General features: G+C 71.6%; 18 protein-coding genes. 8 read left to right on the forward strand and 10 right to left on the reverse strand.

The genetic code is table 11. The features are described from left to right. Positions 1-67 precede the first annotated feature (67 nt). From ACFZAX_RS14080 to ACFZAX_RS14090, 3 genes are all read right to left on the reverse strand, one after another. Positions 68-640 (reverse strand): YbhB/YbcL family Raf kinase inhibitor-like protein, encoded by a 573-nt coding sequence (locus ACFZAX_RS14080; protein WP_390961617.1) that lies wholly within the window; start codon positions 638-640, stop codon positions 68-70. Further along, the gene (locus ACFZAX_RS14085; protein ID WP_390961618.1) at positions 637-1,200 is read right to left on the reverse strand and encodes an isochorismatase family protein; all 564 of its coding nucleotides are present in this window, start codon (positions 1,198-1,200) and stop codon (positions 637-639) included. The genes ACFZAX_RS14080 and ACFZAX_RS14085 overlap by 4 nt, the downstream gene beginning before the upstream one ends. A gap of 147 nt (positions 1,201-1,347) precedes the next feature. Then, positions 1,348-1,788 carry a MarR family transcriptional regulator gene (locus tag ACFZAX_RS14090; protein ID WP_390961619.1) on the reverse strand — a complete coding sequence of 147 codons (441 nt, stop codon included), beginning with the start codon at positions 1,786-1,788 and terminating at the stop codon, positions 1,348-1,350. A gap of 354 nt (positions 1,789-2,142) precedes the next feature. Between ACFZAX_RS14090 and ACFZAX_RS14095 the strand changes: the two genes are divergently transcribed. Then, positions 2,143-4,926 (forward strand): glycosyl hydrolase, encoded by a 2,784-nt coding sequence (locus tag ACFZAX_RS14095; RefSeq protein ID WP_390961620.1) that lies wholly within the window; start codon positions 2,143-2,145, stop codon positions 4,924-4,926. Positions 4,927-5,077: 151 nt separating this feature from the next. On the opposite strand, the gene ACFZAX_RS14100 is transcribed toward ACFZAX_RS14095, so the two are convergent. After that, the gene (locus tag ACFZAX_RS14100) at positions 5,078-5,290 is read right to left on the reverse strand and encodes a hypothetical protein (RefSeq protein ID WP_390961622.1); all 213 of its coding nucleotides are present in this window, start codon (positions 5,288-5,290) and stop codon (positions 5,078-5,080) included. 109 nt (positions 5,291-5,399) lie between these two features. Next, positions 5,400-6,440, reverse strand: a complete 1,041-nt coding sequence (locus ACFZAX_RS14105) for a substrate-binding domain-containing protein (RefSeq protein WP_390961624.1) — start codon at positions 6,438-6,440, stop codon at positions 5,400-5,402. A 251-nt stretch (positions 6,441-6,691) separates the two neighbouring features. On the opposite strand from ACFZAX_RS14105, the gene ACFZAX_RS14110 reads away from it, so the two are divergent. Beyond that, positions 6,692-8,359 carry a beta-1,3-glucanase family protein gene (locus ACFZAX_RS14110; RefSeq protein WP_390961626.1) on the forward strand — a complete coding sequence of 556 codons (1,668 nt, stop codon included), beginning with the start codon at positions 6,692-6,694 and terminating at the stop codon, positions 8,357-8,359. Between the two features lie 70 nt (positions 8,360-8,429). On the opposite strand, the gene ACFZAX_RS14115 is transcribed toward ACFZAX_RS14110, so the two are convergent. The 4 genes from ACFZAX_RS14115 to ACFZAX_RS14130 form a co-directional block, all read right to left on the reverse strand. After that, the gene (locus tag ACFZAX_RS14115) at positions 8,430-9,620 is read right to left on the reverse strand and encodes an MBL fold metallo-hydrolase (protein WP_390961627.1); all 1,191 of its coding nucleotides are present in this window, start codon (positions 9,618-9,620) and stop codon (positions 8,430-8,432) included. Between the two features lie 106 nt (positions 9,621-9,726). Further along, entirely contained in the window at positions 9,727-10,167 is a 441-nt protein-coding gene (locus tag ACFZAX_RS14120; protein ID WP_390961628.1) for a TIGR03618 family F420-dependent PPOX class oxidoreductase, read from the reverse strand. 88 nt (positions 10,168-10,255) lie between these two features. After that, positions 10,256-11,275 (reverse strand): DUF6745 domain-containing protein, encoded by a 1,020-nt coding sequence (locus tag ACFZAX_RS14125; RefSeq protein ID WP_390961630.1) that lies wholly within the window; start codon positions 11,273-11,275, stop codon positions 10,256-10,258. A gap of 93 nt (positions 11,276-11,368) precedes the next feature. Beyond that, positions 11,369-11,695: a hypothetical protein gene (locus tag ACFZAX_RS14130; RefSeq protein WP_390961631.1), complete on the reverse strand. Its 327-nt coding sequence runs from the start codon at positions 11,693-11,695 to the stop codon at positions 11,369-11,371. A 323-nt stretch (positions 11,696-12,018) separates the two neighbouring features. Between ACFZAX_RS14130 and ACFZAX_RS14135 the strand changes: the two genes are divergently transcribed. From ACFZAX_RS14135 to ACFZAX_RS14160, 6 genes are all read left to right on the forward strand, one after another. Continuing rightward, positions 12,019-12,975, forward strand: coding sequence for an STM4015 family protein (locus ACFZAX_RS14135; RefSeq protein ID WP_390961633.1), 957 nt, complete (start codon positions 12,019-12,021; stop codon positions 12,973-12,975). Then, positions 12,972-13,970 (forward strand): STM4015 family protein, encoded by a 999-nt coding sequence (locus ACFZAX_RS14140; RefSeq protein WP_390961634.1) that lies wholly within the window; start codon positions 12,972-12,974, stop codon positions 13,968-13,970. The genes ACFZAX_RS14135 and ACFZAX_RS14140 overlap by 4 nt, the downstream gene beginning before the upstream one ends. Continuing rightward, the gene (locus ACFZAX_RS14145) at positions 13,951-15,159 is read left to right on the forward strand and encodes an STM4014 family protein (RefSeq protein ID WP_390961918.1); all 1,209 of its coding nucleotides are present in this window, start codon (positions 13,951-13,953) and stop codon (positions 15,157-15,159) included. Before ACFZAX_RS14140 ends, ACFZAX_RS14145 begins: the two co-directional genes overlap by 20 nt. Before the next feature lie 151 nt (positions 15,160-15,310). Continuing rightward, positions 15,311-16,117 carry an STM4013/SEN3800 family hydrolase gene (locus tag ACFZAX_RS14150; protein WP_390961920.1) on the forward strand — a complete coding sequence of 269 codons (807 nt, stop codon included), beginning with the start codon at positions 15,311-15,313 and terminating at the stop codon, positions 16,115-16,117. A 7-nt stretch (positions 16,118-16,124) separates the two neighbouring features. Continuing rightward, positions 16,125-17,528, forward strand: a complete 1,404-nt coding sequence (locus tag ACFZAX_RS14155) for an STM4012 family radical SAM protein (protein ID WP_390961635.1) — start codon at positions 16,125-16,127, stop codon at positions 17,526-17,528. A gap of 7 nt (positions 17,529-17,535) precedes the next feature. Then, the gene (locus tag ACFZAX_RS14160) at positions 17,536-18,429 is read left to right on the forward strand and encodes an STM4011 family radical SAM protein (protein ID WP_390961636.1); all 894 of its coding nucleotides are present in this window, start codon (positions 17,536-17,538) and stop codon (positions 18,427-18,429) included. A gap of 33 nt (positions 18,430-18,462) precedes the next feature. Here the strand turns inward: ACFZAX_RS14160 and ACFZAX_RS14165 are convergent, their stop codons facing one another. Then, on the reverse strand, positions 18,463-19,287 hold the full coding sequence (locus tag ACFZAX_RS14165) for a GDSL-type esterase/lipase family protein (protein ID WP_390961638.1): 825 nt from the start codon (positions 19,285-19,287) through the stop codon (positions 18,463-18,465). Positions 19,288-19,388 lie beyond the last annotated feature (101 nt).

Here is a 19,388-nt window from a genome sequence, read left to right on the forward strand (position 1 = left end):
CTCGCGGGCCCGGAGGCGATGCAACCCGCACCGGCCGGGCCGCGCAACCCGCGGCGGGCCCCGGGGGTCAGCGCTCGTAGACCCCGGTCAGCCGGGCGCGGCCGAGGACCGGTGCGGTGACGCCGGCCAGCAGGGCGCGGGGCCGTGCCCTGTCGGCCGGTGTGGCACCCGGGGCGTCGCCGACGGGCGCGGCGAGGGCGTACAGCTGGAAGACGTAGCGGTGCGGCCCGTGACCCTTGACGGGCCCGGGGCCGTGATAGCCGCGTCCGACGGTGGACCGCAGCGGGCGCACCCCGGAGCCGGGCCGTTTCGCGGCCAGGGCGCCGGGCGGGAGGTGTCCGGTCGCCGGGTCGATCAGCGCGACGCAGTGCACCGCCGGCTTGGCCATGGGCACGTCGACGTCCTCCACGACCAGGAGGAGCTGCGCGGTACCGGCCGGGAGCGCGGTCCATGCCAGGTGCGGGGAGAGGTCCTGGCCGCCGACGTGCTTCGCGCAGTGGGCCCGCGCGAGGGAGCCGCCGGGACCGAACTCCTCGCTGGTGAGCGTGAGCAGCCCGGGGCCCTGGAGGTTCGGCTGGTTCCACGACAGATGGGTCTCGCCCGCTCGGCGGTTGCGCAGGAGCCGGCCCAGCAGCGTCATCGGGTGGCCTCGACCATGGCGACGACCTCGGAGGTGGTGGCGGTCTCACCGAGCTTGGGGAACACCCGCTCCACGCTGTGGCGGTGGTCGGCTTCCTCGCGGTCGGCCATGGCGTCGGTGGCGAGGACGACGTGGTAGCCGTGGTCGGAGGCCGAGCGCGCGGTCGACTCGACGCCCGCGCTCGTCGAGACCCCGGTGAGGACGATCTGGGTGACGCCCAGGTCCCGCAGGAGGGTGTCGAGGCCGGTGTCGTGGAACGCGCTGCGCCGCCGCTTGGTGATCAGGTGGTCGGTCGGCCGGACGTCGAGTTCGTCGATCAGGTCGGCCCAGCGGGGGGACGACGGTACGGCGGAGCCCGGCCGTGCGCCCTCGGTACGCCCCGGGGCCCGCCCGGCGACGTTGACCAGGACCACGGGCAGCCCGTGCCGCCGGAAGGCTGCGACCAGGCGGGTAGCGGGTTCGACGACGGCCGTGAGCGCGGGTTCCGCGCCGGTGAGGAGGCCCTTCTGCAGGTCGATCACGACGAGCGCGGGGGTGGGGTCGATGGTTGTCAGTGTCACGAGGGGGCGTCTCTCCTGTGCGTGTCGGCGAGGGTACGCGGGGTGGGTTCGGGGGCCCCGCGCATGATCCGGTCAGGCGTGCGGAGCCGGCGTGTGCCGGGGCCGTTCGACCGGTATGTGCCGGGCCGTTCGGCCGAGGCCGGGCCGTCAGATGTTCCGGGCCAGCCGCTCCAGCAGCGGCGCCGCCGCCGCGAGCTGGTCAAGCTCGTCCTGGGTGAACGCCCCGCCGGTCAGGGCCTGGGCGATGAGCTCGGTCCGGGCGTTGCGCTTGTCATTCAGCGCCTGCCGTCCCGCGTCGGTCATCGTCAGCACCGCCCGCCTGCCGTCCTCCGGATCGGAGCGGCGTTCGACCAGACCGCGGGCGCGCAGCCCGGCGAGCGTCGCCCCCATCGCCTGTGCGGTGATCTGCGCCTCCCGGGCCAGCGCGGAGGAGGTGGTGGGGCCCGATCGGTCCAGGAGCGACAGGGCGGTCCGTTCGGGCATCGCGAGTCCGCCCTGGATGGGCACGTGGCGGACCCGCCGTACCAGCACGCCGATACTCGCCAGAAGAGCTGCGGCGACTCCTTCCGGAGTCAGGTCGTCGTTCATAAGCTAAGGCTACTTTATCAACCTGCCTTACTGAACTCCTTCCACTCCTGTACCCCGTGAGCCCCTCGGGCACGGGACACAGGAGGCCCGACCACCCCCGCCGACCGTGGCGACCGCAGCGACTGCGGCGACTGCGGCGACCAGCAGCCTGAGAGCGCTTTCACCACTTCACCTCAAGCTGCCCCACACCCTCTCCATCCATCAGAAGTCGAACGCAAAGATGCGCGCACGCTCCCCCAACTACCGTGCGTGTCACTTCTATTGACACAAAGGTTTCAGAAGTTTTACTTTCCTTGACATCTGAGAGCGCTCTCGAAAGCGCTTCGTCCCCCTCCTGACTTCGAGGTGCTTCCCATGCAAGCCTCCCTCGTAAGACCCGCTGCCGCGGTGGCCCTGGCCGTCGCCCTGGCCGCGGTGGGCCTGGGCCCCGCCGCGTCTCCCGCGGCGGCGGCCACGATCACCGCGGGCGCCGGCAGTTACACCGACACCCGCCCGGCCGGCACCTCCGGGCCGACCACCAACACCGGTGCACCGGTCACCCCCAAGCTGACCGGGGCCGCCAAGAACAAGCCGGTCCCCACCAACGACTGGTGGACCTCGCTCGCCTACCAGCGTTACGGCGACAACCCGTACTCCACGCCGATGTACGGCCACCCGCTCACCTACCAGGCCACCTCCGGCGGGCTGGAGGTCGGTTACCCGACCACACCCTCGATCGTCGGGGACGGCCGCCAGTACGAGTACGCGCACAAGGCCGACCTGACCCTCGGCCTCAGCGGCCTCAACTCGCCCGACACGAAGGCCGACGACTGGTCCGACTGGACGGTCACCCCCTACTGGTCGGACGGCACCCGTACGCTGCGCACGACCATCGGGCACGGCCTGCCGTTCGTGTACGCGAAGGGCTCCGGCGGCAGCGCCAGCATCACCACGGCGAGCACCCCCACCGTCTTCGCGGACAGCGGCAACGTCCTCGGCATCACCGTGGCCGGGCACAACTACGCGCTGTTCTCGCCGACCGGCACCGACTGGACGGTCTCCGGGTCCAGCATCACCGCTCCCCTCGGCGGCAAGGACTACTTCTCGCTCGCCGTGCTGCCGTCCACCGACGCGCTCGCGACCTTCCGGAAGTACGCGTTCAGCTTCGTCACCGGCTCCACGGTGTCCTGGTCCTCCTCGGGAGGTACGGTCCGGGCGACGTACAGCCTCACCACGGAGGCGAAGGAGGGCACCGAGCGCGGGACGCTCCAGGCGCTCTACCGCCACCAGTGGCTGCACACCACCGACACGCTCACGGGCTACACATACGTCTCGCCGCGCGGCACCATGAAGGTACGGGAAGGCGCCTCCTTCTCCACGAGCCAGAAGAGCTCCGGCGTGGTGCCGGCCCTTCCGGCGGTCAGCGGCGTCGACACGGCCCAACTGACCTCGTACCTGAACGAGGTGGCGAACGCCTCCGACCCGTTCTCCGGGGCCTCCGACACCTACTGGACCGGCAAGGCGCTCGGTCGCCTGGCCCAACTGGTGCCCGTGGCCGATCAGATCGGCCAGACCGCCACCCGGGACAAGCTGCTGGGGCTGCTCAAGAGCCGGCTCCAGGAGTGGTTCACCGCCGGCGGCGCCGGCGAGTTCAGCTACGACACGGTCTGGAAGACCCTCATCGGTTACCCCGCCTCCTACGGCAGCGACACCGAGCTGAACGACCATCACTTCCACTACAGCTACTACGTGTACGCGGCGGCGATCGTCGCCCAGTACGACCAGGCGTGGGCCGCCGACTCGGCCTGGGGCACCATGGTCAAGAACCTGATCCGCGATGCCGCCAACCCGAGCCGCACGGACAGCGCGTTCCCCTTCCTGCGCGGATTCGACGTGTACGCGGGGCACAGCTGGGCCTCCGGGCACCAGGGATTCGCGGCGGGCAACAACCAGGAGTCGTCCTCCGAGTCGACCAACCTGAGCGCCGCACTCGTCCTGTGGGGATCGGCGACCGGTGACACCTCGCTGCGCGACCTCGGCAGCTACCTGCTGACCACCGAGTCGGAAGCGATCGAGCAGTACTGGTTCGACACCGACCAGCAGGTCTTCCCGGGCTCCTTCGGCCACGACACGGTCGGCATGGTCTGGGGCAGTGGCGCCGCGTACTCCACCTGGTGGACGGCCAACCCCGAGGAGATCCACGGCATCAACACTCTGCCGATCACGGGCGGTTCGCTCTACCTGGGCCGTGACAAGGCCACCGTCAAGCGGAACCTCGCCGAGATGGAACGGGAGAACGGCGGTCCGGCCGTCGAATGGCGCGATCTGCTCTGGGAGTTCGAGGCGCTGGCCGACCCGGCATCCGCGAAGGCCAAGTGGGAGGCGGGCAAAGCCGGTTACACCCCGGAGGCGGGTGAGTCCAAGGCGCACACCTACCAGTGGATCACCACGCTCAACAGCATCGGCGCCCCCGACATGAGCATCAGCGGGGACATCCCGACCTCCGCCGTCTTCGCCAAGAACGGCGTCAACACGTACGTCGCCCGCAACTACGGCACCACCGCCCGCACCGTCACCTTCACCAACGGCGCGACCCTCTCCGTCCCGGCCCGCTCCACGGCCACCGGCACGGGCACGGGCGGCGGCACCACCGACCCGGACCCGGGTACCGGCACCTCCACCGGGAACACCTTCCGGCTGAAGTCCGGCGGTACGCTCACCACCGCCACGGACGGCGCCGCCGGTACCGACACCATCGCCTCGGCGGACGGCGTCAACCGGGACGGAACTCCGTACAAGCCGACGACCTACCAGATCAAGAACGTCGACGGCACCCTCTCCTCCGGCGCCTCCACCTCGTTCAGTCTCCGGGTCGACGCGGGAACGGCGGTCGGGCTCGCCCCGCAGGTCAGGGTCAGCTACGACCTCACCGGCGACGGCACCTTCGACCGGACGGAGACCTACCGTTACTTCGCCACCGACCCGGTCGCCGGGTGGGAGGGGTACACCCAGGCCGTGGGCGCCCAGGCGGCCACCGGCACGCTGGGCAACCTCACCGGCGGAACCGTCCGCCTGGAGATCTGGAACGCACTGGGGAGCAGCACCTCCCAGGTGCAGACCGGCACGGACGCGGCGGTCCTGAAGATCCCGTACGTCTGATCCCGTACACACGATCCGATCCTGTGCGACTGGTCCCAGGGGCCCCGCCCGGAACCAGGAGTCCCCGCAGGCGCCGCATCACGCGCCTGCGGGGACTCCTGCGGGAGGGAAGGGCGCTGACCGGACCGTCCACATCGGACGGTCTCGCGCCTCACCCGGCCATGGCCGGTACTCGATCGGCCCCGATGTCGACGCGCATCGCATCACGAAGTCGAACAAGCGCGGCCTCGTAGTCTGTCCGGCCACCCGAGTACGCCTCGCCTCCGGCGAGAGCACCGGCCGCAGCGAGATCCCGCACGTCACGCAACCGGCGGAAAGCCTCCTCGGAGGCTTCGAACACGTCCAGCGCAGCCGTGATCGACATCTGGTGGCGCAACCCGTAGCAGGGAGCGAAGCTGTCACGGGCGGAGCGCTCCCGCTCGACCGGGTTCAGGGTTCGGTTGCGGGCCAGGCCGCGGCTCAGCCGGGCCCCGTCAGGACGAGGCCCGCCGCACCAGCGTGGTCGGGGTGATCACCGAGTCGGGTGCCTCGGCTCCCTTGCGGTCCCGGCCCAGGCCGCGCAGCAGCAGCCTGGCCATGAGACGCCCCTGGCCCTCGACGTCCTGACGGACTGTGGTCAGCGGCGGTACGGTCGCCTCGGCCACCGACTCCATGTCGTCGAACCCGACCACGGCCACCTGCCCGGGCACCGGTATGCCGCGCTCGCCCAGGACCTGCAGGGCGCCGGAGGCCATCAGGTCGTTGGCGGCGAACACCGCGTCCAGGTCGGGCCGCCGCTCCAGCAGCTCCGCCATCGCCCGCGCTCCGGACTCCACGGTGAACCCTCCCTCCGCGACGAGTGTCGGGTCCACGTCGAGCTGGATGTCCCGGTAGCCGTCGAACCGGTCCAGCGCCGAGGTCTGGTCGGGCGGGCCGCCGATGTACGCGATCCGCTGCCGCCCCAGGTCCCGCAGGTGCTGTACGGCGGCGCGCGCCCCGCCCCGGTTGTCCGCGTCCACGTAACTGGCGGTGCGCTCGCCGGGAGGCGTGGTCCAGCTCGGCCGCCCGCCGTAGACGGTCGGCAGCCCGGCACGCCGCGTGATCGCCGGCAGGGGGTCGTCGGTGTGCAGGGAGAAGGCCAGGGCTCCGTCGACATGGCCGCCGGAGAGGTACCGCTCGATCCGGCCGAAGTCCCCCGGTCCTTCCACGATCAGCAGAACCAGCTGGGCGTCGTTCTCGGCCAGCTCCTTGCTGATGCCCCGGAGCTGACGGGAGAAGAACGGGTCGGAGAAGATGCGTATCTCCGGCTCGGCGATCACCACGGCCACCGCCCCGGTGCGCCGGGTGACGAGGGTACGGGCCGCGTGGTTCGGGATGTACTGGAGCTCTTCGACCGCCTGGCGCACCCGGTCCACGAGAGGTTGGCGCACACCGTCGCCCCCGTTGACGACCCGGGACGCGGTGGCCCGGGAGACGCCCGCACGTGCCGCGACGGCTTCCAGGGTGGGCCGGGAACCTGGGGACTGCTCGGGCAAGGCGGTCGCTCCTCAACGCTGGTCGGCGGCGCGGTGGGCGGGCCACCGGGTCGCTCCCACCCTAACGCCGGGTCGGCCCGGAGGTGGTGTCGCGGGCAGCCCTGGTTGAGAGCGCTCCCAAACTCGTCCCGTTTCCCGCCGCACATCCCTTGACCCCATTGGTCCAGCCCAATAGCGTCACGTTCACCTCAGGGCAACGCCCCCACCCCGTCCTGGTTCTGACGGTCCGTCACCCCCTTTTGGGAGGGTCAGTGGTCTCCAGACGTTCCTTCCTCACCGCGACCGGCGCGACCGCCGCCGCTACCGTCCTCTCCCCGCTGTCGCCGTTCACTCCCACGGCCTCCGCCGCGAGCGCCCCACTCCCGATCTCGCTCCAGAACAATTCCGGCAGCAACACCGTGTACGCGTACATCTCCGGCACGGACAGCAGCGGTTGGCCGGTGTTCGTCTCCGCGAACGGTGCCCTGAACCGGCTGCCTAACCCCTCGGCCGCGGTGACCCCGATCGCCGACTACTCGATCCCCCTCGGTGCCTCCGGCTCGGCGGCGACCAGGGTGAACCTGGCAGGCTTCGTCATCGGCGGCCGGGTCTGGTTCTCGGTCGGCCAGAAGCTCAAGTTCTTCGTCAACCCGGGCACGGTCCCGGGGGTGGTCCAGCCGGCCCTGACCAGCTCCGACCCCAACTGGTCGACGAACTGGACGTTCTGCGAGTTCACCTTCAACAGCGCCAACCTGTACGCCAACATCTCCTACGTCGACATGGTCGGTCTGCCGGTCTCCATGTCCAGCACCGGCAGCTCCGGCACCCAGACGGTCAGTCCGCTGCCCAACGGCGCTCTCGCCTCCATCGCCTCCGGCCTCCAGTCCCAGCACGCCGCCGACGGTGCGCCCTGGGACAAGCTGGTGATCAACGACTCCTCCGGCGGGGTGCTGCGCGTGCTGGCGCCCTCGCACTCCCCGGTGGACTTCGGCAACTACTGGGACGACTACCTGAACCGGGTGTGGAGCCGCTACGCCACCACTCCCCTGACCGTGAACGGCCAAGGCAGCATCGGTTCGTACACCGGCACCGTCTCCGGTGGCGCCATCGTCTTCTCCGGCCTGAACACCAACGGCGTCCCGTTCACCAAGCCCAGCGCCGTCGACATCTTCGGTTGCGCGTCCGGTCCGCTCTACAACTCCGGCGGCGACGCGCGCGGCGCCATCGCGGCACGGCTTTCCGCCGCGCTCAACCGCAGCAGCCTGCTGGTCTCCGGCGGCAACAACAACCCCGACGGCGTGTCCGCGTCCCAGTACTACACGGACCCCATCACCAACCACTACGCCAGGCTCGTCCACAAGTACGCCACCATCGGCTACGCCTTCCCGTACGACGACGTCGGCCCCACCAACTCCGCGCCCGTCGACGGCCACATCCAGGACGGCAACCCCACCTCCTGGACCATCTCGCTGGGCGCGGGATCGGGGTCGGGCTCGACGCCGGGCGGCGGCACCGGCACCGGTACGGGTGGCAGCGCCTACAACACCATCCAGGCGGAGTCCTACTCGGCCCAGAGCGGCACCAGTACGGAGACCACCACCGACACCGGCGGTGGCCAGAACGTCGGCTACATCGCCAACGGGGACTGGCTCAAGTTCTCGTCCGTCGACTTCGGTTCGGCCTCGCCGAGCCAGTTCAAGGCCCGGATCGCCTCCGGCGCCCCCGCGGGGGTGAGCGGCGCGATCAAGGTACGGCTGGACAGCACCACCGGTACGCAGATCGCCGAGATCGACTTCTCCAACAACGGTGGCTGGCAGGCCTGGCAGACCGTGCCCGCGAACGTCGTCGCCTCCGCGACCGGAGTCCACGACGTCTACCTGGTCTTCTCCGGCAGCAGCTCCGACTTCGTCAACCTCAACTGGTTCACCTTCACCCGCTGAACCGGCCGCCGCGCCGGTGGGCCCGGTGCCCCGGACCGTCCTCGACGGCCGGGGCGCCGGGCCACGCGGGTCACTCCTCCGTGACGAGTTCGAGGGCGCCGCGGGCCTCGCCCTCCGGCATGTCGGGCCCGGGCCACTCCTGGTCGGGTACGTGGCCCACGGCCCGCCACCACGGCTCGGTCGGCAGTTCCGCGGACGGCTCGAAGGGCTGCCCCGGAATGGGGAAGGCGCCCGGCTGGCCGACCGCCGCAGCCGCTTCCCTGGTCCACTCGCCCGGCTCGGCCCACGCGTGCGGGGCCAGGTTGAAGGTGCCCCAGTGGATCGGCATCAGGACACCGTGCGGGCGTCCGCCCTGGAGATCCAGGTGGGCACGGAGCCCCTCGGCGGGCGTCATGTGAATGTCGGGCCAGAACTCCGCGTACGCACCGATCTGGATCATCGTGACGTCGAAGGGGCCGTGCTCGGCGCCGATCTCGCGGAACCCGGAGAAGTAGCCGGTGTCGCCGCTGTGGTAGATCCGGTGCTCGGGCCCCTCGACGGCCCAGGAGGCCCAGAGGGTGTGCTGCCCGCTGCGTACGCCGCGTCCGCAGAAGTGGCGCGCCGGGGTCGCCGTGAGCCGGATGCCCGACACCTCGGTGCTCTCGTTCCAGTCCAGCTCACGCAGCCGCGAGGGCGACACGCCCCAGTGCTCCAGATGGGCGCCGACACCGAGCGGCACGGCGAAGACGGTGTCCGTCCGGGCGAGGGCGCGGATCGTGGGCAGGTCCAGATGGTCGTAGTGGTCGTGGGAGATGACGACCACGTCCACCGGCCCGAGCGCTTCGAGCGAGAGCGGTACGGGATGGAGCCGCTTGGGACCCGCGAAGGGGAACGGGGAGCAGCGCTCGCCCCATACGGGGTCGAAGAGCACGCGGCTGCCGTCGATCTCGGCGAGGACGCTGGAGTGGCCCATCCAGGTCACCCGGAGGCCCGAGGCCGGGGGCCGGGCCAGGTCGGCGTAGGTCGTGGCGTACACCGGAATGTTGCCCTGCGGCGCCCTGCGTGCCCGTTGCTCCTTGTTGAAGTAGATCTTCGCGAGCTCCACCGAGGAGCCCGAAGGCAGGGTGCGGGCTTCGACCGGGTTCTGGAACGCTCCGTCGGCGAAATGGGGCGAGCGGCGGATGCGATCCATCCGGGCCCCCGAGGGGTCGGCCCCGAACGCGTCGGCGCGCATCGAGCGCAGTCGGGTGCGGAGGGGGGTCAGAAAGTCGGCGCCGGTCACAGCATCTCCTGGGGGAGTCGGTCTTTTCCTATGATGTGCGGGACGTATGCCCGCGCGGGGTCGAGCACCGCGCGCCGGACCCGCCCGGCTCCCCACTCGTATCGCGTCAGGCACCCGGCTGCCCGTACACGTGCTCGATGTGCAGGGTGAGGACGACCCTGCGGTCCCGCACCATCGCCTGCCGGTAGTCGTCCCAGTCCGGGTGCTCGCCGAGAACGTCCCGGTAGAGGGTGATCAGGGCTTCGACGGTGGTGTCCTGGGGGTCGGCGGCAGGAGGGGTCAGCTCGGCCGTCCCGTCCACGACGGTCCACGCACCCCGGTTCTCGCTCGTCACATGGAAGCTCGCCCGGGGATCGCGGCGCAGATTCCGTGTCTTCGCCCGGTCCTCCGTCACCGAGACCCGGACCGTCCGGGCCTCCGCGTCGTAGGCGTGATTCACGTTGGACAGCTGGGGGCGGCCATTCCTCCTCAGCGTCACGAGCACCCCGTCGTGCGAGGCGCCGACGAGTCGCAGAAGGTCTTCCTGTGTGCGGTCGAGAGACGTCATGCCTCCTCCAACGTGCCCGCCCCCCGCAAGATTCCGCCGCTGGGCCGGCGGCACGATCTTCTGCCGGTGGTGGCGCGCGCCCCCTCCGTCACGTCTGGCGCACCGGTGCGTACTGCTCACCCCCGAGCCCGAAGGTCCAGGCGACCCCGTCCTTCGCCGTGCGGGTCGCGGGCGGCACCCGCAGCCAGTAGGTGCGGCTGGTGCCGTCGGGCTCGGGGGTGGAGTTGACGACCTCGACCATCACGACGTCCTCGTCCCCGGAGAGCGGAATGCGCCAGAGAATGCCCGTCCCGTCCCGGTGGACCGGCTCCGCCCCGGACTCCTCCAGATAGTGGTCGTAGCCGAAGTACTCCAGCATCACGCGCCGCAGTTCGGCGTTGGCCTCCTCGCGTATCCGCTCAGGGGTGAGGGCCGAGAGCTCCTCCAGGAAGGCGGCCGGCACCGGCATGCCGCGCCAGGCGTGGAGGGCGAAGCCGTCCGGGTAGGCGAGCGCCGGACCGTCCCCGCGGTCGAGGCGGCCCGCCTCGTCGCGATGGAGCGCCTCGGGGCGCTCGGCGACGACGACCGCGTCCTCGTAGGGCCACCACCACCCGGCGTTGCGCGCCACCTCGGCCAGGCCCGCCAAGGGCTCGCTGTCCTCGAAGGCGGCGAGCCATGCCGCGTCGTGCTGGCCCAGCACCGCGTCCAGCAGCACCAGCCGCACCGCCGTCTCCTCCTCGGGGTTCGCGGCGAGCTCGGCCACCACGCCCGCACGGATGCGCTCGGCGAGAGCCGAGGTGGTCTCCCACAGCTGCGCACCGGTGGCGGACCAGAGCGCGGCCCAGCCCATCGCCCCCAACTCGTCGTACTTCCTGCGGCGTTCATGGCTCCAGGGCCGGGTACGCACCTCCTCGCGCACCGACTTCCCGGCGTCGGCGAGCTTCTCCACCGCCTCCACCGCGGCCCGGGGCGAGTCCACCCAGACGATCCGGCCCGGCTCCGCCAGGCCCGCCGTGCGGTAGGCCAGGCGAATGCCCTCCTCGGCCGCCATTCGGTCGGCCCTTCCGGTGGCCGAGGCCACCGCCCGCCACGAGGTCACGTCCCGCGTCATCATTCCTGTCCCTGTCATCCCTGGTCACCCGTTCCTGCTCTTGTTCTTGTTCTTGTTCCTGCTCCGGTGCGCCTTCCGGCGCGTCCACCCGTCGGTGCCGGTGATCGCCCGTCAGTCCGCCACGACGCGGAAGGCACCGGGGACGTACTCCCGCTGGCGCACCACACGGAACCAGCCCTTGGGCAGCGCGATCGGGGCGTGTTCCTCGTGCACGACCCGCCCGCCCTCGGGGAGGTGGAGCAGCATCGGTCCGAACGTCCCCGCCTCGCGTATCAGCCGGCCGGGGCCCTGCACGGCATGCGCGTGTCCGGTGACCTCACCCAGAGCCAGCACCAACCGGCCCCGCCCGTCGCGCAGTTCGCCCGGCACCTCCAGGAACGGTGCGGGCACCTCGGACTCCTCGACCGCCATGATCAGCACATCGCCCTGCCGGTACACAGACGTCTCCCCTCCGGCGCGGCGCCCCGTGCGCCGAACCTCGTGGAGAACGCTAGGAGACGGGTCTGACATCGGCGGGTTCCCGCGGTCGGCGAAGGCGCCCCGCGACCGCATCCGCCCCTGGCCCCCGGTCCGTCCGCCGTGCGATCGCCACCCCGGTGGATCGGTCGATCCGGGCGCTCCGGCTCGCGGCACCCCGGCAGTACCGGCACACGTACCGGCCGCCGGACCGCGTCGTTCCCCGTCCCGGATGCGTCGCTGTCAGTGGCACTTGATACACCTTGCGGCAGACAGACGTCCCCAGCACACCGGAGCTTCGGGTCATGACCATTGCGAACCACCTGAGCGAGCTGCACGGCCTTCCCGCCGTCGATTTCGAGATCCCTGCCGAGGGGCGCTCGCTCCCCGACGCCGGCGCCGTGGCATGGCGGCTGAGGGTCGACCCGTACGACGACGATCAGGAGGTCACGTGGGAGGAGCTCTTCGACCTGTTCCTGGCGACGGTGGACCCGGCCGGCGTGCGGGCGCTGATCATCGGTCAGTGGGGCGAGGCGACCGAGCACCGCTCTTCCTACCCGATAGGTCTGGTGACCGCGGCCGCGAGTCGGCTGACCTCCCTCGAAGCCGTGTTCGTCGGCGACCTGGTCCTGGAGGAGGCGGAGATCTCCTGGATCGAGCAGTCGGACGTGACGGCGTTGCTCGACGCCTTCCCCGGGCTGGTGGAGCTGGGTGTGCGGGGCGGCGACGGCCTGGTCTTCCCCCCGGTGCGGCACGACACGCTGCGGTCACTCACGATCGAGTCGGGCGGCCTGCCGGTGCAGGTGGTGCGCGGCGTGCTGGACAGTGAACTCCCCGCGTTGGAGAAGCTCGACCTCTGGCTCGGTGTCTCGGCGTACGGCGGTGACACGGAGCTCACGGACTTGGCGCCTCTGCTCTCCGGCACGCGCTTCCTGGCTCTGCACCACCTCGGCCTGCGCAACAGCGAGATCCAGGAGGAGATCGCCGGAGCGATCGCCTCCGCTCCGGTGGTCGCGCGCCTGCGCACCCTGGACCTGTCGAACGGTGTCCTGGGCGACGACGGCGCCGCGGCGCTGCTCGAAGGCCAGCCGCTGACCCATCTCGACACCCTCGACCTCCACCACCACTTCCTCAGCGAGGCGATGGAGCAGCGGCTCACCGCCGCGCTGGAACCGCACGGCGTCCGGCTCGACCTCTCCGACCGCAACAAACCCTGGAACGACGGCGGTCGGGAGAACCGGTACACGGCGGTCGCGGAATGAGCCGGGCGACGGACATCGAGCACCCGGAGGCCTTCCACGGGCTGCCCGTGCACGTGCTGCCGGCCCCCGGCGAGTCGGCGGGTGCCGGAGCGGCCGGAAGCCTCCCGGCGGCGGACGCGGTCGCCTGGCGGCTCGAAAGCGCCTGGCAGGACGATCTCGACTTCCCCGTTCTGTGGCGGCACTTCCTGGACACCGTGGACGCCTCGAAGGTCCGGGCGCTGCTGATCGGCCCCTGGTGGGAGGACGAGTACACCCCTCTCACACAGGTGGTCGAGCTCCTGGTGGCCGACGCGGCCCGTCTCCCGTCCCTGCGCGGGCTGTTCCTCGCCGACGTGGAGAGCGAGGAGTGCGAGGTGTCGTGGCTGCGACTGTGCGACATCACCCCGGCGCTGGAGGCCTATCCGCTCCTGGAAGAACTCGTTGTCCGGGGCGGCGGCACCCCGGCGGGACCTGAGGACGGCGAGACCCTCCGGCTGCGGCCCGTGCGGCACACCTCCCTGAAGTCCCTCCGTTTCGAGTCGGGCGGGCTGCCCGGACACGTCGTACGGGCGGTCGGCGCTTGCGAACTGCCCTCGTTGCGGAGCCTGGAGCTGTGGCTCGGCTCCGACTGGTACGGCGGGGACGCCACGGTCGAGGACCTGGCTCCGCTGCTGTCCGGCGGGGGGCTGCCGGCCCTGCGCCATCTCGGGCTGCAGAACAGTGTCGTCCAGGACGAGATCGCCGCTGCCCTGGCGTCGGCGCCCGTCGTCGCCCAGCTGGATTCGCTGTCGCTGGCCATGGGCACGCTGGGCGACACCGGCGGCGAGGCACTGCTGGCCGGGCAGCCCCTGTCGCATCTGTCGCGTCTCGACCTGCGCCACCACTACCTGGGCGAGGAGATGCTCCAACGCATCGTGTCGGCCTGCGCGCCCGCCGTGGTGGACGCGGATCCGGGTGACGCGTCCGACTTCGATCCGGAGGAGGACGATGAGCGGTATGTCGCGGTCAGTGAATAGCCCGGGGCGGGGACAGAGCCAGGGACCGCGTTTCGCCGTCGTCGGCAACCCGCTCAACCGCCGGGTCGCCTTCTTCCGGGAGGCGGTTCTCGCCGCCGGTCTGCCGGAGGCACGGGTCGTGCCGTGGCTGGACGTCCTGCACGGCCGGGCGCGCTTCCTGCCCGGCGAGTCGGTGCGTCTGGACTCGCCGGGCGAGGAGCCGGAGGTCGAGCGGCTGCTGCGCGGGGTCGGCGACCCGACCCGCGTGGAGGGCTCGGCCCTCTGGTACACGAACTTCCTCACTGCCGTCCGTGCGGTGGCCGCCGAAGTCGCGTGTGCAGGTGGCGAACTGCTCGGCTCTCCGGACGAGTTGGCCCAGGTGTTCGACAAGCGGCTGTGCCATGCGGTGCTCGACGAGGCGGGCGTGGCCGTGCCCGCCTCGCCGACCTCGGGAGCCTCTGTGGCTCCGGTCCGGGGCTGGGACCACCTACGGGAGCTGATGCGGGACCACCGCATGCCCAGGGTGTTCGTGAAGTTGGCACACGGCTCCTCGGCCTCCGGAGTGCTGGCCGTGGAGACGGCCGGCCCGGGGCGGGTCCAGGCGACCACCTCGGTGGAACGCGACGAGGAGGGGCGGCTGTTCAACTCCCTGCGGGTGCGGCGGTACACCACCGAGCGAGAGGTCGCGGCCCTCGTGGACGCCCTCGCCCCGGACGGGCTGCACGTCGAACGCTGGCTCCCCAAAGCCTCGCAGCGGGGCCGGTCCGCCGATCTGCGGGTCGTGGTGGTCGCGGGCCGTGCGACGCACGCCGTCGTGCGGACCAGTCGCTCTCCGATGACCAATCTCCATCTCGGCGGGGCCCGCGGCGATCTGGGCCGGGTCCGTGAGGCGGTGTCCTCGGCGGGCGGAAGCTGGTCCGAGGCACTGGCCCTCTGCGAACGCGCGGCCGCCTGCTTCCCCCGGAGCCCGTGCGTGGGGGTCGATCTGCTGCCCGCGACCGGCTGGCGGCGGTTCGCCGTGGGCGAGGTCAACGCGTTCGGTGATCTGCTGCCCGGCCTGACCGGTCTGCCGGGCAGCGGCGCAGAGGGCCAGGACACCTACGCCGCGCAGGTCGCCGCCGTCGTGCGGGCCCTCGCCGACGCCCCCACGAGCAACCACGACGCATCCGACGAACGAGCAAGGAACGACCGTGCCACCGCAGCCCCCTGACCCCGCGCCCCTCACACCCGCCCCGGCCTCCACCGATCGCACCGGCGCGGCGCAGCCGGTCGCCACCGCCGCCGCCATCGCGGCGCCCACCGGCTCGGCACCCGGCGGCTCCGTCCCCGTCGACACCGCCAGGGACGGCGGCGTACCCGACATGAACGCCGTCGTCGGCAGTCACGATCTGCTGCTCGTCACCCTCGACACCCTCCGTCACGACGTCGCCGTCGAGCTCGCCGCGGCGGGCCGCCTGCCGAATCTCGCGCGGCATCTTCCCGGCGGCACCTGGGAGGAGCGGCACGCTCCCGGCAGCTTCACCTACGCCTCCCACCAGGCGATCTTCGCCGGATTCCTGCCCACCCCCGCCTCGCCCGGCCCCCACCCGCGGCTCTTCGCGGCCCGCTTCGCCGGCAGCGAGACGACGGCCGGCCGCACCTTCGTGTACGACTCACCCGACCTGCCGCGCGCTCTGGAAGAGGTCGGCTACCGCACCGTGTGCGTCGGTGGCGTCGGCTTCTTCAACCGGCAGCCGCCCTTGGGCTCGGTGCTGCCGGGCCTCTTCGCGGAAAGCCACTGGGAGCCGGAGTTCGGCGTGGCCTCGCCGACCTCCTTCGAGGCGCAGGTCACCCGCGCCGAGGAGGTCGTGGCGGCGCTCCCGGCCGATCAGCGGCTCTTCCTCTTCGTCAACGTCTCGGCGCTCCATCAGCCGAACTGGTTCCATCTGCCCGGCGCGACCGCCGAGGCCGGTGACTCGCGCGCGACCCACGCGGCGGCGCTGGAGTACGTGGACCGGCACATCGGCAGGCTCTTCGCGGCGGCGAGCAGCCGGCGCCGCTGCTTCGCCATCGTCTGTTCCGACCACGGCACCGCCTACGGCGACGACGGATACACCGGTCACCGGCTCGGCCACGAGGCCGTCTGGACGGTTCCGTACGCCCACTTCTTCCTCGAACCGGGGGCCTGACCCGACCATGACCAGCACTGTCCCCACCGCCCCGGCCGCAACACCCGCCGCCACCACCGGCGGCACCGAGCGGCCGTACCAGAGCTATGTCTACGCCTACCCCCACAAGACGGCCTACGAGAGGCTCGGCGACCGCCCCGCGCTGCGCGAGCTGTGGGCCGACGAGCACAAGGACGCTCTCCAGCTCTACGCCCACATACCGTTCTGCGAGGTCCGCTGCGGCTTCTGCAACCTCTTCACCCGGATCGGCGCCCCCGACGAGCTGACCACCCGCTACCTCGACGCGCTCGACCGGCAGGCGACCGCCGTACGGGACGCGCTGGGCGACCGCGGACCGGTACGGTTCGCCGCCGCCGCGTTCGGCGGCGGTACGCCCACCTTCCTGACCGCAGGCGAGCTGGAACGGCTCTGCGACATCGCGGAGAAGAGGATGGGTGCCGATCTGCGCGCGGTGCCGCTGTCCGTGGAGACCTCCCCGTCCACGGCGACCGCCGACCGGCTCGCCGTGCTCGCCGACCGGGGCACCACCCGCGTCAGCATCGGTGTGCAGAGCTTCGTCGACGGCGAGGCCAGGGCGGCGGTCCGCCCGCAGCGCCGGGCCGACGTCGAAGCTGCGCTCGGCCGCATCCGCGGGACCCGGATACCGGTCCTCAACATCGACCTGATCTACGGCATCGACGGGCAGACCGCACAGTCCTGGCTCGCCTCACTGGATGCCGCCCTGGCCTGGCGCCCCGAGGAGCTCTACCTCTACCCGCTGTACGTGCGCCCCCTGACCGGCCTCGGCCGCCTCGCCGGAGGCGGCGGCCCCGAGGCCCGGGCGGCGGCGGACACCGCCTGGGACGCCCAGCGGCTCCACCTCTACCGCACCGGCCGCGACCACCTCCTGGCCCACGGGTACGAACAGGTCTCGATGCGGATGTTCCGCCGCGCCGACGCACCCCAGGAAGGCCCCGACGACTACGCCTGCCAGACGGACGGCATGGTCGGCCTGGGCTGCGGCGCCCGCTCGTACACCTCTTCGCTGCACTACTCCTTCGACTACGCCGTCAACATGGGGCAGATCCGCGACATCGTCGACCGCTTCACCACCACCGAGGACTTCACCCGGGCGGAACACGGCCGCCGCGTCGACGGCGACGAGCCCCGCCGCCGCCATCTCCTGCAGTCGCTGCTCCAGGCCGCCGGACTGCCGCGCGCCGAGTACCGGGAGCGGTTCGGCAACGACCCCGTGGACGACTTCCCCGTGGAGCTGGCCCGCTTCGCGGAGCTCGGCTGGCTGGACGGCGGCAACGGCAGCCATGACCTCCTGCGGCTGTCCCCGGAAGGACTCGCCCACTCCGACGCGCTCGGCCCCGCACTCTTCTCCCCCGCCGTGCGCGCCGCGATGGCCGCGTACGAGGCGAGGTGAGCGGCGCGTGGACCTGACGATCCTCTACCGCGGCCCGCTCGCTTCCTGCGACTACGACTGCCCGTACTGCCCGTTCGCCAAGAGGCGGGACACCCGGGAACAGCTCACGGCGGACCGGGAAGCGCTCGAACGCTTCACGGCGTGGGTCGCCGCGCAGACCGGGGACCGTCTCTCGGTGCTCTTCACCCCGTGGGGCGAGGGGCTGGTGCGGTCCTGGTACCGGCGGGCGCTGGTCGAGCTGTCCCACCTGCCGCAGGTGGCTCGGGTCGCGATCCAGACGAACCTCAGCGGCAGGACGGGCTGGCTGTCCGGGGCGGACCCGGAGCGGCTGGCGCTCTGGTGCACGTACCACCCCGGCCAGACCCCGTACGACCGGTTCCTCGGCTCGTGCCGGGAGCTGACCGCGGCGGGGGTGCGGTACAGCGTGGGCGTCGTCGGTTTCGAGGAGCACCTTTCCGAGGCGCGGAGGCTGCGGGCGGACCTGCCGGAGCGGGTGTACCTGTGGGTGAACGCCGCCGAGGGGCGTACGTACACGGACGCGGAGGCGGAGCGCTGGACGGCTCTCGACCCCCTGTTCCCGTACAGCCGGCATCCGCACCGCTCGGCGGGGCTGCCGTGCCGGACCGGGGAGTCGGTGATCTCGGTGGACGGGGACGGCACCGTGCGCCGGTGCCATTTCGTCAAGGAGGAGCTGGGCAGTCTCTACGACGGGAGCTACCGCCGGGCGCTCGGCCCGCGGGTTTGCCCGCTGGCGGTCTGCGACTGCCACATCGGGTACGTGCACCTGGAGTCGCTGCCGTTGTACGACGTGTTCGCCGGGGGTGTCCTGGAGCGGATTCCGGCGACGCCGGCCGGGCCCGCCGCAGCGGGCCCGTCACGTCTCCGGCTTCCCCTGGTGTAGCGCCCGGCGCGTCGCGGCGGGCATGTGTGCGGCTCAGAGCGGCAGCAGGTCCGGGCGCTTCGCGGCGACCTCGTCGCCGGAGGACTCGCCGCGCAGCCGGCGGCCGATCCACGGCACGAGGTACTCGCGTGCCCAGTGGATGTCGTCGCGCCGCACCTCGAAGGTGTTCCGCTGGATCTGCGGGGGCCACGGCTGGTCGGGGTCGGCCGAGGTCTCCAGGCCGAGGACCTGCGCGGCGCGCAGTGCGACCCGGGTGTGCCCGTCGGAGGACAGGTGGAGCCGGTCGCCGTCCCAGGCGCGGCGGTCCTGGATCGAACGGAGGGACCAGAGGTCGAGCACCGGGCAGTGGTAGCGGTCCGCGATGGCCCGCAGGTGGACGTTGTAGGTGGCGATCTTGCCGCGCATGTGGCGCAGGACCGGCACGCCGCGGGTGTCGAATCCGGTGGTGACCATGACGGTGCCGACGGCGTTGGTGAGGTCGGCGACCGCGCGTTCGAAGCGCTCCGCCAAGTCGTCAGGGTCGGTGCCGGGCCTGATGATGTCGTTGCCCCCGGCGCAGAAGCTCACCAGGTCCGGTGCGAGCTCCTTGGCGCGGGGGACCTGCTCCTCGACGATCTGGTCGAGGAGTCGTCCGCGTACCGCGAGATTGGCGTACCGGAATTCCCCGCGCGGGGAATCGGAGCTCGTCGCCTCGTCGAGGACGGGAAGCTGGTCCGCCAGAAGAGCCGCGAAACGGTCCGCCCAGCCGACATAGGTCCCGTCGGGTCCGGGGTCTCCGACTCCTTCGGTGAAACTGTCGCCGATCGCCGCGTACGACCCGATGATGTCTGTCTTCTGGATTCTCGAATCGTCTGCCACGGTCACATATCTTGCCTCTTTCGATGTGAGCTACGCGACCGTATGAAGGGGTTGACGTGGGGTGAGATAGACCACCCGGTCAGGTTTTGGTAAAGCCGGAA

Source organism: Streptomyces sp. NPDC008125 (assembly GCF_042957125.1).
In the GTDB taxonomy this organism is placed as follows: Bacteria; Actinomycetota; Actinomycetes; order Streptomycetales; family Streptomycetaceae; genus Streptomyces.

What these genes read in the sequence shown, in the direction of transcription:
- ACFZAX_RS14080 (WP_390961617.1), bottom strand. Translation starts at nt 640, where the DNA reads ATGACGCTGCTGGGCCGGCTCCTGCGCAACCGCCGAGCGGGCGAGACC.
- ACFZAX_RS14090 (WP_390961619.1), bottom strand. Translation starts at nt 1,788, where the DNA reads ATGAACGACGACCTGACTCCGGAAGGAGTCGCCGCAGCTCTTCTGGCG.
- ACFZAX_RS14095 (WP_390961620.1), top strand. Translation starts at nt 2,143, where the DNA reads ATGCAAGCCTCCCTCGTAAGACCCGCTGCCGCGGTGGCCCTGGCCGTC.
- ACFZAX_RS14100 (WP_390961622.1), bottom strand. Translation starts at nt 5,290, where the DNA reads ATGTCGATCACGGCTGCGCTGGACGTGTTCGAAGCCTCCGAGGAGGCT.
- ACFZAX_RS14120 (WP_390961628.1), bottom strand. Translation starts at nt 10,167, where the DNA reads ATGACGTCTCTCGACCGCACACAGGAAGACCTTCTGCGACTCGTCGGC.
- ACFZAX_RS14125 (WP_390961630.1), bottom strand. Translation starts at nt 11,275, where the DNA reads ATGACAGGGACAGGAATGATGACGCGGGACGTGACCTCGTGGCGGGCG.
- ACFZAX_RS14135 (WP_390961633.1), top strand. Translation starts at nt 12,019, where the DNA reads ATGACCATTGCGAACCACCTGAGCGAGCTGCACGGCCTTCCCGCCGTC.
- ACFZAX_RS14140 (WP_390961634.1), top strand. Translation starts at nt 12,972, where the DNA reads ATGAGCCGGGCGACGGACATCGAGCACCCGGAGGCCTTCCACGGGCTG.
- ACFZAX_RS14145 (WP_390961918.1), top strand. Translation starts at nt 13,951, where the DNA reads ATGTCGCGGTCAGTGAATAGCCCGGGGCGGGGACAGAGCCAGGGACCG.
- ACFZAX_RS14150 (WP_390961920.1), top strand. Translation starts at nt 15,311, where the DNA reads ATGAACGCCGTCGTCGGCAGTCACGATCTGCTGCTCGTCACCCTCGAC.
- ACFZAX_RS14155 (WP_390961635.1), top strand. Translation starts at nt 16,125, where the DNA reads ATGACCAGCACTGTCCCCACCGCCCCGGCCGCAACACCCGCCGCCACC.